Annotated in this window: 17 protein-coding genes and 1 pseudogene; 10 read left to right on the top strand and 8 right to left on the bottom strand. The window is 32.6% G+C overall.

Features of this window, described 5'->3' with window-relative positions; all coding sequences use genetic code 11:
* Positions 1–103 precede the first annotated feature (103 nt).
* On the top strand, positions 104–466 hold the full coding sequence (locus KM885_RS11300) for a helix-turn-helix domain-containing protein (RefSeq protein WP_060669336.1): 363 nt from the start codon (positions 104–106) through the stop codon (positions 464–466).
* 348 nt (positions 467–814) lie between these two features.
* On the opposite strand, the gene KM885_RS18095 is transcribed toward KM885_RS11300, so the two are convergent.
* Positions 815–946: a hypothetical protein gene (locus tag KM885_RS18095; protein WP_255449140.1), complete on the bottom strand. Its 132-nt coding sequence runs from the start codon at positions 944–946 to the stop codon at positions 815–817.
* A 55-nt stretch (positions 947–1,001) separates the two neighbouring features.
* Entirely contained in the window at positions 1,002–1,274 is a 273-nt protein-coding gene (locus KM885_RS11295; protein WP_060669337.1) for a hypothetical protein, read from the bottom strand.
* Between the two features lie 402 nt (positions 1,275–1,676).
* Here KM885_RS11295 and KM885_RS11290 point away from each other — a divergent pair, with 402 nt between their 5' ends.
* The 4 genes from KM885_RS11290 (at position 1,677) to KM885_RS11275 (ending at position 3,012) form a co-directional block, all read left to right on the top strand.
* Positions 1,677–1,931 (top strand): hypothetical protein, encoded by a 255-nt coding sequence (locus KM885_RS11290; protein WP_060669338.1) that lies wholly within the window; start codon positions 1,677–1,679, stop codon positions 1,929–1,931.
* A gap of 33 nt (positions 1,932–1,964) precedes the next feature.
* The gene (locus tag KM885_RS11285) at positions 1,965–2,150 is read left to right on the top strand and encodes a hypothetical protein (RefSeq protein ID WP_158324162.1); all 186 of its coding nucleotides are present in this window, start codon (positions 1,965–1,967) and stop codon (positions 2,148–2,150) included.
* 338 nt (positions 2,151–2,488) lie between these two features.
* Positions 2,489–2,683 carry a hypothetical protein gene (locus KM885_RS11280; RefSeq protein WP_216883990.1) on the top strand — a complete coding sequence of 65 codons (195 nt, stop codon included), beginning with the start codon at positions 2,489–2,491 and terminating at the stop codon, positions 2,681–2,683.
* A 56-nt stretch (positions 2,684–2,739) separates the two neighbouring features.
* Positions 2,740–3,012, top strand: coding sequence for a hypothetical protein (locus tag KM885_RS11275; protein ID WP_204798071.1), 273 nt, complete (start codon positions 2,740–2,742; stop codon positions 3,010–3,012).
* Positions 3,013–3,057: 45 nt separating this feature from the next.
* Here the strand turns inward: KM885_RS11275 and KM885_RS11270 are convergent, their stop codons facing one another.
* Complete coding sequence (locus tag KM885_RS11270) at positions 3,058–3,564, bottom strand: Pycsar system effector family protein (RefSeq protein ID WP_204798072.1); 507 nt, start codon at positions 3,562–3,564, stop codon at positions 3,058–3,060.
* Between the two features lie 64 nt (positions 3,565–3,628).
* Between KM885_RS11270 and KM885_RS11265 the strand changes: the two genes are divergently transcribed.
* The 4 genes from KM885_RS11265 to KM885_RS11250 all read left to right on the top strand — a co-directional run bounded on the left by KM885_RS11265 (position 3,629) and on the right by KM885_RS11250 (position 7,367).
* Positions 3,629–4,621, top strand: a complete 993-nt coding sequence (locus KM885_RS11265; RefSeq protein ID WP_204798073.1) for an adenylate/guanylate cyclase domain-containing protein — start codon at positions 3,629–3,631, stop codon at positions 4,619–4,621.
* Positions 4,622–4,764: 143 nt separating this feature from the next.
* Positions 4,765–5,196 carry a RidA family protein gene (locus KM885_RS11260; protein WP_204798074.1) on the top strand — a complete coding sequence of 144 codons (432 nt, stop codon included), beginning with the start codon at positions 4,765–4,767 and terminating at the stop codon, positions 5,194–5,196.
* 462 nt (positions 5,197–5,658) lie between these two features.
* A complete protein-coding gene (locus KM885_RS11255) occupies positions 5,659–5,835 on the top strand; it encodes a hypothetical protein (protein WP_204798075.1) in 177 nt (58 codons plus the stop codon).
* Positions 5,832–7,367 (top strand): recombinase family protein, encoded by a 1,536-nt coding sequence (locus KM885_RS11250; RefSeq protein WP_204798076.1) that lies wholly within the window; start codon positions 5,832–5,834, stop codon positions 7,365–7,367. The genes KM885_RS11255 and KM885_RS11250 overlap by 4 nt, the downstream gene beginning before the upstream one ends.
* Positions 7,368–7,785: 418 nt before the next feature.
* Here KM885_RS11250 and arsC read toward each other — a convergent pair whose 3' ends face one another.
* The 3 genes from arsC to KM885_RS11235 are packed head-to-tail and all read right to left on the bottom strand — an operon-like array spanning position 7,786 to position 9,879.
* Complete coding sequence (arsC, locus tag KM885_RS11245; RefSeq protein WP_204798077.1) at positions 7,786–8,205, bottom strand: arsenate reductase (thioredoxin); 420 nt, start codon at positions 8,203–8,205, stop codon at positions 7,786–7,788.
* 15 nt (positions 8,206–8,220) lie between these two features.
* On the bottom strand, positions 8,221–9,519 hold the full coding sequence (locus tag KM885_RS11240) for an arsenic transporter (protein ID WP_204798078.1): 1,299 nt from the start codon (positions 9,517–9,519) through the stop codon (positions 8,221–8,223).
* A gap of 15 nt (positions 9,520–9,534) precedes the next feature.
* Positions 9,535–9,879: an ArsR/SmtB family transcription factor gene (locus KM885_RS11235; RefSeq protein WP_087941717.1), complete on the bottom strand. Its 345-nt coding sequence runs from the start codon at positions 9,877–9,879 to the stop codon at positions 9,535–9,537.
* A gap of 296 nt (positions 9,880–10,175) precedes the next feature.
* Here KM885_RS11235 and KM885_RS11230 point away from each other — a divergent pair, with 296 nt between their 5' ends.
* Entirely contained in the window at positions 10,176–11,129 is a 954-nt protein-coding gene (locus KM885_RS11230; RefSeq protein ID WP_040037801.1) for an arsenic resistance protein, read from the top strand.
* A gap of 166 nt (positions 11,130–11,295) precedes the next feature.
* On the opposite strand, the pseudogene KM885_RS11225 reads toward KM885_RS11230, so the two are convergent.
* Both KM885_RS11225 and KM885_RS11220 read right to left on the bottom strand, forming a co-directional pair.
* Positions 11,296–11,647 (bottom strand): annotated as a pseudogene (locus KM885_RS11225) (cation-transporting P-type ATPase); the annotation flags it as partial.
* A gap of 271 nt (positions 11,648–11,918) precedes the next feature.
* Complete coding sequence (locus KM885_RS11220; protein WP_204798079.1) at positions 11,919–12,560, bottom strand: YdhK family protein; 642 nt, start codon at positions 12,558–12,560, stop codon at positions 11,919–11,921.
* Between the last annotated feature and the right edge of the window lie 324 nt (positions 12,561–12,884).

Genomic DNA, 12,884 nt, shown 5'->3' with positions numbered 1-12,884 from the left:
CATATTATGAATATATTTATATTATGAATATAACATGATATCTATTGATTGTAAAACTAGAAAATAATACGATAAAGGAAATAGAATGAGAAGGGAAATTAAAATGGACGATTTACAGGCTGGTAAGTTGATACGTAGGTTAAGAAGAGAAAGTAAATTAACAATGGTTGATTTTGCAAAACAAATCGGTCTTTCTCAACCTTCTTTATCACGAATAGAAAGCGGCAATCAAGAGATCACCTTCTCCTTATTAGAAAAAATATGTAAGGCACTTAATATATCGATGGGTGATTTTCTGTATGCACTTGAAGGGGAAAGCAAACTACAAAATATCGAATTAAGTGAAGAAGATGATGCAAATACAGAAGAAGAACTTGATGCTAAATTAAATAAAATGATTTCGTCGTTATCGCTCGAACAGAAGAAAGGGCTATATACGCTGTTGCTGCCATTTGCTAAAGACTAGAGGGGAAATATCTTTGTATAAGTTGTTGTAGATGATCCACACTTTTATTTTAGTCTATTGGATTTATCTGGTTGCTTAATCATGGTCTGGTGACATATACTAAATATGTCTATTAATACTACAAGATTGATTAACGCTACGATGAATATTTCTGGTGTTAGTGCAATTTGTAGGTCTAGAAAACGGAGATGTCATAAAAGGCATTTCCGTTTTCTTTATTCGTAAATTCCATTTACTTTTATCTGTACTGGATTACTCCAATTCATTTCGTCTTCAATTTAGTCATTATCTTTCTTCTACCTATTGCAGTTCCTTAATCTGCCGTGGCAAGAAAAAATAGGTTAAAGACTATTTATAGTCCTTTTCCTGACCATCAGCCATCCTTTGCAGGAATTCTACCCACTTGTCATCCTCCAAGTAGAAAAAGTCCAAATAAGAAGATTTTACTTCTTCCCCAAATGGTCCTTTTTCTATCACCATTCTTTGACCATATCCTTCGTTTTGGGAAGAGAATACATATGCTGCAGGTTAGAAATCAATTTGTTAAATCGCATATCAGATTGCTGCTCCCAAATTCTTTGTAAGAGAACATAATTCTATTTATCCGTTCCTTCTCTCGCATTATTCCACCCTTGCTTTCTCCTGAATCCATTCTTTGGATTGTACCATCGTAAAACTCCTTTACCTTACTCATCTTCGTGTTATATACAATAGCAGTCTTATGTACTTTCGCATCGATCCTTGCACGTTCACCCGTCATCTTCGCCCAGTCATCCACCCATCCAAATTTCCTCTCACTATCTGTCATAAAATCACTTTATCCTTTCCTATCTAGCGCTTATACTTCGTTCAACCACACTAAATGAAATCAGTAATAGCAAGTGTAACTAACTCGTTCCAATACAAATTGCCATGATGTTTTGCAATTGAAGAGGTTACGAATTAATGCGATAATGTGCAATTTCAAGAGGAGTTAATTACTTTTTACCACGTTTAAATAATACATTCCAACCGCTATAGCAAGATGAGTAATTTTTCACTTCCTCAAAATGACGATTTATGACCACTATCTGACCTGTTATGACTACGAATCGACCTGTTGCAGAAAAGGTATATAAATTTTCCGAGGTAATCGTTATAATAGCATTAACTAGTAAAGCAAGGGCCGATATAGTGCAATGGGAAATTCATTTATTGAGGAGGGACACAATTGGGAGCATTCTACATTCTCGGTATTGTAAATAAATTCGAAGCAAAATTTACTAACCCACTAGATCAAGTTCATTGGGAACAATATATAAATGAACGACTCGACCTAGAACAATATACTGCAACTTTGACTGACTTTACTGTAAAGGGGAAATTAAAAGAAGGAATCTTTAAAGAAAATATCAAGGACTTTTATAAAAAGCTTGTCGAGATCACTGAAGACGATAACATAGCCACTTATTTCGAGGACTCTTAAACAGACATAAATAATTATCAAAGTCGACATACAGTGATGACTTTTCAGTTTCCTGATACACGGATAACCATAACGGCTGAAATTGCCATATTATTTATCCAAGGAAAAGTATTTGTTGAAGAATTTAGCTTTGAACCGAAGATAATTAATTGGTTATTCCGTCATATTGATATTTCAAATTCGCTTGCAGGCTGTGTTATGAGTGATGTGCTTAGTTAAAAGGTTTAAATAACTAAAAGCATTTATAAGACTAATCAAAGTAGGGTGAACTACGTAGATTTCTTTAAACTTGCTTATATCATAAATGCATTGGCAATCAGCTTTAATGTTGCAGCAACATATACAGTCATAGTAAATCTTCTCTTTAACCAGCCTATTTATCCCGGTCTGATTGTTAGTCTAGTCATAGGATATGGAGTAATGATTAAATATAACTTTTTATTCCATGAACTATGGGATAAATGGTTTAAGAAATAATAAATGAACGATAACATAACATAAATTATTTCCCGAAAAGTAATTCCCACTAGATTGTACATGCAAATGGAGGAAAGAGTATGAAAAGTCATGTCGTAATTGGCTTTGATGCTAGGGATCATATTGTAATCGGTAAGGTATTTGAAGATCTAAGTGCAGCAAATGAATATCATCATTATTTAAATACCAAGATGATTGGGAAAATCATAGGAAGAGAGAATCGTCAATTGGATTATGCAGATATATTTGAGATGGATTACGTTTCAATAAAATAATAACAGTAGATTAATCGTTAGTAGCTTACTGTTATTTGGGAAAAGGGGTTTACTTAATGAATTTATTAGACAGTACAGGTTTTGAAATCTATCAAACAACTAAGGTTCGAATACGTAATTTTACTAGTAAAGGAATAGCAGTGTATACATATTCCAAAGATGGTAGCTTGGGTTTTATTTCATATTGTAATTTGCTATCCGAAACAGATAGTTTATATGAAGGAAAATCACTTTATGTCCATTATCTTGGATATAAAGAACATTACCTTATTTTTGCTGAAGAAGAAATTTTCATTTTACCTGATATGCCGCCAAAGTTTATCCAGTGAGAATAGGCTAAAGAAATAGACAGGAGTATCACTCTGGTCTATTTTTTATAAGATTGAAAAGAAGTATATCGAAATATAAGCTGATAAAGAAATCAGAGTAAAAATAACACTCCATCTAAAACGATAAAATTTATTGTAAACTATTACTGAATTCGTATGAATTTGATTATAAATATCGCTTTTTAATTCTTCCTCACTTTGTTGTTCCTTAAACCTTTTAAAGGTCTCGTAGTCCTTAAACTCCTTTACATGACCCCAAAACAATAATGTCTTTTTGCTATTATTAGTTTTAGCCATTAATCCTCTTATACACATAAATATTGACAACAATAGAGATATACTAGTTAAATAAATTAATAAGATTACTACAAATTGTTCCACCTTTGTACCACTATCAAGTAAATTCCCAACATTTCGGTTTAATCTATCATTTGATATTATAAAACCTGAGAAGACACCTATAAAAGCTAACACAACTCCTAGCTTTGTATCAGCATTATTTATCCAGTCATCAACTTTATCAAGTTGTTTATATAAATCCTCTTTGTCCATAACTCTCACCTTATAATATTAGTTTGTATAATATCATTATACCGTTTAAAGGAGTAATGTTAATATGGATATTTTTGATTTAAAAAAATTATTAGAAGAAGAAATGAAAAATATATTATCTTCTGACTTTAGCATTACTATCACAGATACAAGTACTGTTCCATCAATAACCGATTCTGACATAACTTTTCCAAACCTAGATACCAAATCTCAAAAAGCTAAACGTATTGAAACTTGTATCCTATATATAGACATTCGTAAATCAACCGAACTAAATTTATCTCATAAACCTATAACATTGACAAGATTATATAGTTCTTTTGTTCGTTCTATGGCTAAAGCTGCCGAGTTCTATGGTGGCAAGGTAAGAAATATTATTGGTGACCGTTTAATGGTTGTTTTTGATAGAGAAAATTGTTATAAAAACGCTGTAAATACTGCAATTCTGCTAAACTCATTAGCAACCCGAATACTTAACAAGCATTTTAAAAACAATGAAGTTAAATGTGGAATTGGAATAGATTATGGAAAAATGTTGGTTTCTAAAGCTGGAATTAGAAAAAACGGTGCGGATAATACACCATATAAATCATTAGTTTGGCTAGGACGACCTGCAAATATTGCTTCTAAATTAACTGATCTGGCAAATAAAACAATTATAAATGAAATTTCTTATCAATATCCATATATTGTTGAAGGTTACTATTACAGGCGTTTAAAAGAATGGGGTTGGTATGACGTTGAAATTGAACAGTTTCTTAATAAGAATCTAAAAAAGGAATTAGAAACAAGAACAGAACAATATGATTATAGACCGGTTTACCGTCATAGTGACGATAATTTTCAAACCTTTTTTCTCAATACCAAAACTAAAAGTGAAAGTTCATCTATTGAAACATCACCAATATTAATGACAAAAGAAGTGTACGATGGTTTTGTAAGAGAAAATCCAGATGCAGATTCTATAAAAAATGGCTGGTGGAAAAAGCAAGATGATAGCCTTTTAGAAGGCTATGATATTTATGGTGGTGATGTGTATTTTAAGGCGTTCGATTAAATTTTACTATTAAAGACAAAGGATGATACATAACTTTCAACCAACGAGTCAAATTTGTTAAGTATACGAACCTTTTGAAAAAGCAATATTTAAAATTTCCATTGTTGTATAATAGCATAAACAACTAATTTAGAGGTGTTGCTATGAGTGAAAAAGTAATTATTGACGAAACCTTAATAAAACTCAAGGAAAACAATTATGACCTATCCGAATTAACCTCGACAGAACTTGAAACCTTACTAAAATATTCTCCTGAAATCATAAAAGCAATAAACAATATGGGAGAAGTAGGTTCGAAATCTCAAGAAAAAGTTTATAGTACAATTGATAAAGCAATAGAGATATTTTCTGAGCAACTAAAAGACCCAAATCTTAGTGAAGAAGCTAGAGACAAACTTAATGACCGTATTGAGCGTATGGTTGAAAAATCTTATCAAAAAGACTCTGAATTCAAAAGATGGATGGTTGCTTCGGTCTGGGTAGGAGTAGGTGGAACTGCTTTAGCTTTAGCAGGGAAAAACCCCGAAATAAGAAAGTCTGCATTAAAGTTACTAACCAAAGGTAAACCAAACTAACATTAATACTTTTTGTACTGTTTATTGAATAGTTTCCTTTATCTACTAGCCTCCTCAAATCTAGCAGTCAATCTAATAGGGGACTTTTCCATGAAATACGAAGATTTGGTTTAAAGATAACGAAAATGTTTTTTATTAAGCTAATGAGTGCTTTCACACAATAAGAATAAATAACGAGTCTATAATACGCAAGTTTTTATGAACTATATGCGTTTTATAGACTCTTTTTGCATTCATAAAAGATACTGTCATTTATAGATTTGGTGGTTGCCATAAAAAGCACTAGTCCAGACCTTCAAATTGAATTTGGGGTATTTTATTCCAATATACAAATAAAATAAAAATATTTTTGATTCTCTCTTAAAATATCATTTTTTCGCTGTTATCATGTTTCAGCAAATGACGAGCCGGCTGTTATTTGTGTCTTAAAATCACAAATAGATAAGGGGAGATCATTAAACTATGACGAAAAATGAAATATTAGATTACGATAAAGATTACAGACTTAGACTTGCAACAAGTAAAGAGTTAACAAAAATAAAAGGCTATGACTTTCTAAATTACCTAACAGATCTAATGGTTAAATACTCTGATTCTATAGGAAAGGGATTTTCTATTGAAATGGAGGGGGGAAGATGACAGCAAATATTGAAATGTCAGGTATACAAGTTAATATGCCAGTAAAATATGTTAGAGCTTATGCATACGTTCGTGTTAGCACAAATAAACAATTAGATAACACTTCTATTGAACAACAAATTGAGGCAATAGAAAAGTATTGTAGGGAAAATAATATTATTCTTGTAAAAATATTTGTAGAGGAACCTGCTTCCGGGGAAAGCTTTTCAAATAGATCTGAGTTTAAAAAAATGTTTTATGATGTTTTCCAAGAGGAGAATAATATTGATTCCATCATCGTATTTAAACAAGATCGCATATCACGTAATTCTTTAGATTCCCAATATATCTTTAATCGTCTAAAGAAAGCTAACAAGAACTTAATTTCTATCGCTGATAATATCGACACAAACGACCCTAATTCAAAACTAATCTATCAGATATTAGGTATTATAGCAGAAGTCGAAAAAGATCTAATCGCCTTTCGTACATCATTAGGTATGGAGAAGACATTTGAAAATGGTGACTTCAACGGTGGAAGAGTATTTGGCTACAATTTAATAAATAAGAAATTAGTAATTGACAAAGATGAAGCAAGAGTAGTTAAATACATTTTTGATTGTTACTCCAATAAAATGTGGGGTTATCGAAAAATAGCTACTAATTTAAATATGCAAGGTATTAAAACCAAAAAAGATAATCATTGGTCAATTACCGCAGTCAGAACTATTCTCAATAATAAAATCTACAATGGTTATGTTAAATGGAAAGGTAAATATAAAAAAGGTAACCATTATCCTATTATCAGTGAAGAGCTTTGGGAAAGAACCCAAAAACTCTTATCACTACGTAGTTATACCCAAGAAAAAATACACAACGGCTCCTTTCCATTATCGGGTATATTAAAGTGTCCTACTTGTGGAGGCGCAATGGTACAAGGGAATGCAAACAAAAAGTACAAATATTACGTGTGTGGCCGTTTTAAAAACAGTGGTTCTAAAGCATGTAAGTCGAACCTTGTAAAAAAGGAGTATGCAGAACAAGAGGTCTTATCACAGGTTATGAATTACCTAAATGATTTAAACCTCTCTGTACCATTACAAAGAGTTGTTATTGATAATCTAAAAAGTGAACTTGAACCAATTGAAGAGGAACTTAAATTACTAGAAAAAAATTTAACTGAATTAAAAAGAGAGAAGCAGGATCTCTTGCAACTTTATACGAAAAGAATAATCGACATAGATACACTTAGTGAAGAAATGAAAAGGGTTCAGAATCAAGAAAGTGAACAAAAGGAGTTCATAACACTACTAACAAGGCAGGTAGAGTTAAAGAATAACAATGACTTATTACCGGTAATTAAGCGTATTGCTAATGATTTTAATTCATTTTATAACCTATTAGATGACTATGATAGAAAAGAATTACTCCGGTTTCTTATCAAAGAAATTCAAGTAAATACTGGAGAAAAGCCTAAAGATCGAACGATCAAGAATATAGTTTACGAGTTTGATCAAGAGTTATTTGAGGAGATTAGTCATGAACTTATTTAATCACTTGTGTTATATTACAGTGCATAATTCTTTGTCTGGAACAAAAAATATAGCAGTCTATTTTCAAACGAATAGACTGCTAATTTTAACCTTTGATCTGCTAGAATCAAAATAAGGGTAAGGGTTCGCAACTGTACAAAGCATATTACATTTTCTTTGTCCAGAGGAAATCCCACCTGAACTCTTTATCATGCTGACCGAAAATGCTCACAACATTCTCGGTTTTTATTATGCTTATTTTCTAATATTATTATACATCTCATTGAGATTAGGTTCAATTACTGTTTTTGGTGATAGCCCTTATTTTTATATTAATATGCAATAGTATGCATTGATTGTTAGAAACAGTTATAGGTTCCTTAATTTCATTAAGATAGAATAAGAAAAGTAGGAAGGTTTTATTCCCTCCTACTATTTCTTATTCTCCTGTTTCTGCAAATCGTTTAATCCGTTCTCCTATTTCATCACGAACTCGCTGAAACACTTTCCAAACTTCTTCTTCCGTACCTTCAGCCTTGGCTGGGTCATCAAATCCCCAATGTTCCCTTTTAACATGAGGCGGTGTTACTGGACAGCGGTCTTTGGCATCTCCACATAACGTTACCGCCAATGTTGCCTTATTCAGAAACTCTACATCAATTGTTTCTGATCTTTGGTTAGAAATGTCAAGTCCAACTTCATTCATGGCTTTTATCGCATTGGGATTTAACCCATGCGCTTCAATCCCTGCACTTCTAACTTCCCAATCATCTCCAAGGTACTTTTTTGCCCAGCCTTCAGCCATTTGGCTTCTGCATGAGTTCCCTGTACATAAGAAATATATTGATTTTTTAGCCATATTTCATTCTCCTTTTTAAAATAATATAAGTGTTAGATAAAGACCTACTAAAGTAATAAATAGAATTGGGATAGTTAAAACAATCCCCGTTTTAAAATAGGTTCCCCATGAAATTTTAATTCCTTTTTGGGAAAGTACATGGAGCCACACTAAGGTTGCTAGTGAACCAATTGGCGTAATTTTTGGTCCTAAATCCGAACCAACTACGTTAGCATAAACAAGCGCTTCTCTTAATACACCAGAAGTATTCGTTTCAGCAATGGCTAATGCATCAATCATTACGGTTGGCATATTATTCATAATCGATGACAGGAAAGCAGCTATAAAACCCATTCCAACTGTAGCAACGAATAATCCTTGTTCAGCCACAGTTTGAAGAACACTTGCGAGCGCAGAGGTCAGCCCGGCATTTCCCAATCCATATACGACGACATACATTCCAATTGAAAAAATAACGATATTCCACGGAGCGCCTTTAATAACTTTTTTCGTATTAACAGCGGCACTACGTCTGGCCATTATGATAAAGAATATAGCTATGGCCCCAGCAATAATAGATACTGGTAAATTTATGAATTCGCTACTAAAATAGCCAATTACTAATAATCCGAGAACATACCAAGAAAGGCGAAACATCTTTATATCGTTTATTGCTTCTTTCGGTTCCCTAAGTTTCGATAAATCATAATTCTTAGGGATACTTTTTCTAAAGTAGATTAGTAATACCGAAATGGTTGCAATTAGTGAAAATAAGTTCGGAATAATCATCCGCGAAGCATATTCAACAAATCCAATGCCAAAGAAGTCTGCAGAAACGATATTTACTAAGTTACTTACAATAAATGGTAATGAAGTTGTATCCGCAATAAATCCACTTGCCATAATGAAAGGGAATATCATTTTTTCTTTAAAATTCAAATTTCGCACCATTGCAAGAACAATCGGTGTTAGGATAAGTGCCGCTCCGTCATTCGCAAATAATGCTGCAACAACTGCACCTAAAATACTAATGTAAACAAACATTTTTATTCCATGACCTTTTGCTACCCGTGCCATGTGCAGTGCTGCCCATTCGAATAATCCAATCTCATCTAGTATTAAAGAAATAAGGATAATTGCGACAAAGGATAGCGTTGCATTCCATGTGATGTCAATTACTTCAAGAACATCACTGAATCCTACTACCCCTACTAATAAGGCAATTACAGCTCCACCCATTGCGGACCAGCCAATGTTTAAGCCCTTTGGCTGCCATATTACTAGTACTAGGGTTGCAATAAAAATTAATATTGCGAGTATAAGCGTTGTAGACAAAATAATACCTCCAATTTAACAACAAGAAATTCGTGTACCATTTTCTTCAAGTTCTTTTAATTTGTAATCTTGATTAGGTAATTGATCAAGAATAGGTTTAATAAATGAATAATATTCATTTTCCTTATCTACGGAGTAAAATATCCATTGCCCTTTTCTTTCTTCCTTAACCAATCCTAAGTCTTTCAACTTACGTAAATGCTGACTAATCGATGGCTGACTGACTTGAAATATTTCAACAAATTCACAGACACAACAAGCTTGATTATCAATTAATTTCATAATCGTTAATCTTGTTTTATCACCCAATAATTTTAAAATAACTGCAGCCTTTTCCATTTCAATGGTTGTTTGCAGCACATCATCTCCTCCTTATAATTTCATTACAACATTAGCATATAACTATTTGCTTATATATACAATAAAATATTTCATTAAAATGTGACATTTAAAATAATGTTTTATTCAACAACCTGTATCAATAATACATAAAGCACGTTTAGCAATAATGCATGTATAATTATTGATGTCTATTTTACTTTATGTATTAAAGTTACAAACCAATAATATTTCTCAGTTACTAAAAAACTTAAAGTCGTTACTCTGTGGTAAAATGGCGTGAATAACAGTTATCTTGTCGTTGGGGTGATTATGAAATGGGTTTATTCGAAAAGATGTATACATTTATTATTTTCTTAGCAGTAATCATAGGCATAAGTCTAGGACAATTAGAACCAATAAGAACGAGTGCAGAGAGTTTTATTGTACCGTTATTAATATCAATGCTTTATATTACCTTCTTACAAATTCCTTTTGAAGAAATAAGAAAGTCTTTTAAAAACTTAAAGTTCACATCTACTACAGTCATCATGAATTTTCTCTGGACACCTCTTTTAGCGTGGCTATTAGCTTTACTATTTTTAGGTGATAACCCTGCATTATATATTGGTTTTATCATGTTAATGGTTACTCCTTGTACTGATTGGTACATAATCTTTACAGGTTTAGCAAAGGGAAATGTTGCTTTATCAACTGCTATTTTGCCTTTAAATTTACTATTACAGGTTTTCTTACTACCCGTTTATCTTCTAATTTTCGGTGGAACTACAGGATTTATTGAACTTTCCTTTTTGGTTGAAAGTATACTGATTGTATTATTCATCCCATTAGCTTTATCAGTCTTAACAAAAGCATTATTGAAAAGTAAACAACAGTTCGCTAAAAATCTATTATCGAAATTAAGTGCGCTACCAATTATTTCTCTAAGCCTTGCAATCGTTGCAATGTTTGCTTCTCAAGGACAATTACTACTTGATAACCTAAATTTATTGTGGAAGTTAACAATCCCTATTCTTCTATATTTTGTAATAAACTTTATCGTTGGCCGGAAAATTGGGCAGCTTCTGAAATTCTCGCAATCTGATAAAGTCAGTTTGAATATGACCACTTTAGCTAGAAATTCACCTATAGCTTTAGCAATTGCTATGACAGCATTTCCGGATCAACCTTTAATTGCTTTAACATTAGTTATAGGTCCATTATTGGAATTACCTATACTTGCTATTATCACTCAGATTTTATTGTTTATCTCTAAAGGTAAGACCACATAAGAGAAAAAAAGAACACATCAAATTTTAGCTTATGATGCGTTCTTTCTATTCTATCCTGTGTCTCCATATTAAATAAATTGGTTTACATCTTCTTTAAAGATTCTCCCTTTAATTATCGGATATATTTTAAAGAAGTGAAAATAAGTCGTTGAATGTACCATTAACTGTTCAACACATTAAAATCTGTTACAACAGGAATCCCTTTTGTTAATGCACCAGTTTTGTCAAAAGCAATCGCTTTTAAGGCACCCATTTCTCCTAGATAAATTCCGCCTTTGATAAGCACACCTTTTTTAGCTGCATTTCCAATTGCTGAAACAATTGAAATAACTAATGCACAAGGACAACCAACGACAAGAACAGCTTGCCCTTGATAAGCCCAAGTTCCCCAGCTCCCACCAAATAATAATAGGTGTATAATATTTTGCAAATTTATCTACAAACGCTTGAGATGGTGTGCGTTCATCTTGTGTTTCTTCTACAAGGTGAATAATTTTGGAGTTTGTTGTATTTCTAACTAGCTCTGTTACTTAAATTCTTTTTGTATTCTTTCTTTTATTCTCTACTCTCTCCTTCTAGGTCAACTTTGTAGTTCTCCTTCCCTTTTCATTAAAATTTCAGAAGTGCATTAATCTTGGTGATTATTCCATAGTAGTAGCAACGAATGTTTATTGTGTCAGATAGAGTTATACAACTTACCTATATATATGTAAATAATAGCAAGTACCTCTCCCAATTCAACTACTAAAAAAGAACCTACCCGATTTGGATAAGTCCCTAATTTAATAATTATTCTACTGATGACAATTCACTTTCCGTTACCCACTTGTGGTTTTTTACTTCATCTCCTGTATCAGTTGTTACAAAATCAACCATATATACCGTTGTTTCTTCGGCAGAATCAATAACTGCATCAGCCCCGTTCATTCCTTCCATATGATCCGTATTTAAGGTCACCTCAGTACCCGGTTCAAATGGTTCTTCCCCGGCTCCTTCAATCTCCTCGTGGATGACCCATTTGTGATTTTCTACCGGTTCCCCACTGGTTGTAGGCGTGTAGGAAACAGTATATACCGTGGTATCATATGCTCCAACGATTGTTGCCTCTGCACCTTTCATTCCCGGCATATGATCAGATTCAATTATAGCTTGGCTGCCAACCTCATAAGTTGGGTTATCCGATTTTTGTAAGCCTTCTGGGACTTCGCCAGTGCTAGAATGGTTCATACCAGAATGATCCATGCCTTCCATATCTTCGTTGGTATCAGATTCTTCCATATCCATTTCATTATTATTGGATTTCATGTCCATATTTTCTTCAGTACCTGATTCGGTTTCTGTATTTTCTTCTTCATTTGCACCTGTACATGCAGATAAGATAAGTACTGTGAATATAGTAATTATCCCTATTACGATTTTTCTACTTTGCATTTAAACAATCCCTCCTAATAAAATAAAGCTTGCTTATATTCTAACCAGTAAATTTGCAGATTATATGCAGACCTTGCAAAACGTAAATTACGAATATTTCCAAAATAAATCTCCATTCCTTTTCCAAGTGGATTACAAAAGGTTATAAAAATACAATGTCATTTAATATCAATGACATTTCAGTAGAATAATCCATTTATACTCAACATCTAAATTTAATAGTGATTAGTTTTTACTCCAATTATGCATTATTTCTCGATATTTGTTCGGTATGATAATTGCGACGATAGATTGAATGGCAAGGGAAGGAGGAAAATGTATTAA

This window comes from Oceanobacillus caeni, from assembly GCF_019037185.1.
Lineage (GTDB): Bacteria > Bacillota > Bacilli > Bacillales > Amphibacillaceae > Oceanobacillus > Oceanobacillus caeni.
The sequence above is the reverse complement of the archived record's forward strand: the minus strand, read 5'-3'. Positions and strand labels throughout refer to the sequence as shown.

Excerpts from the sequence above, each read along its gene's own strand:
- KM885_RS11300 (WP_060669336.1), top strand. The coding sequence starts at position 104 with ATGGACGATTTACAGGCTGGTAAGTTGATACGTAGGTTAAGAAGAGAA.
- KM885_RS18095 (WP_255449140.1), bottom strand. The coding sequence starts at position 946 with ATGGTGATAGAAAAAGGACCATTTGGGGAAGAAGTAAAATCTTCTTAT.
- KM885_RS11295 (WP_060669337.1), bottom strand. The coding sequence starts at position 1,274 with ATGACAGATAGTGAGAGGAAATTTGGATGGGTGGATGACTGGGCGAAG.
- KM885_RS11280 (WP_216883990.1), top strand. The coding sequence starts at position 2,489 with ATGAAAAGTCATGTCGTAATTGGCTTTGATGCTAGGGATCATATTGTA.
- KM885_RS11275 (WP_204798071.1), top strand. The coding sequence starts at position 2,740 with ATGAATTTATTAGACAGTACAGGTTTTGAAATCTATCAAACAACTAAG.
- KM885_RS11270 (WP_204798072.1), bottom strand. The coding sequence starts at position 3,564 with ATGGACAAAGAGGATTTATATAAACAACTTGATAAAGTTGATGACTGG.
- KM885_RS11265 (WP_204798073.1), top strand. The coding sequence starts at position 3,629 with ATGGATATTTTTGATTTAAAAAAATTATTAGAAGAAGAAATGAAAAAT.
- KM885_RS11260 (WP_204798074.1), top strand. The coding sequence starts at position 4,765 with ATGAGTGAAAAAGTAATTATTGACGAAACCTTAATAAAACTCAAGGAA.
- KM885_RS11255 (WP_204798075.1), top strand. The coding sequence starts at position 5,659 with ATGACGAAAAATGAAATATTAGATTACGATAAAGATTACAGACTTAGA.
- KM885_RS11250 (WP_204798076.1), top strand. The coding sequence starts at position 5,832 with ATGACAGCAAATATTGAAATGTCAGGTATACAAGTTAATATGCCAGTA.
- arsC (WP_204798077.1), bottom strand. The coding sequence starts at position 8,205 with ATGGCTAAAAAATCAATATATTTCTTATGTACAGGGAACTCATGCAGA.
- KM885_RS11230 (WP_040037801.1), top strand. The coding sequence starts at position 10,176 with ATGGGTTTATTCGAAAAGATGTATACATTTATTATTTTCTTAGCAGTA.
- KM885_RS11220 (WP_204798079.1), bottom strand. The coding sequence starts at position 12,560 with ATGCAAAGTAGAAAAATCGTAATAGGGATAATTACTATATTCACAGTA.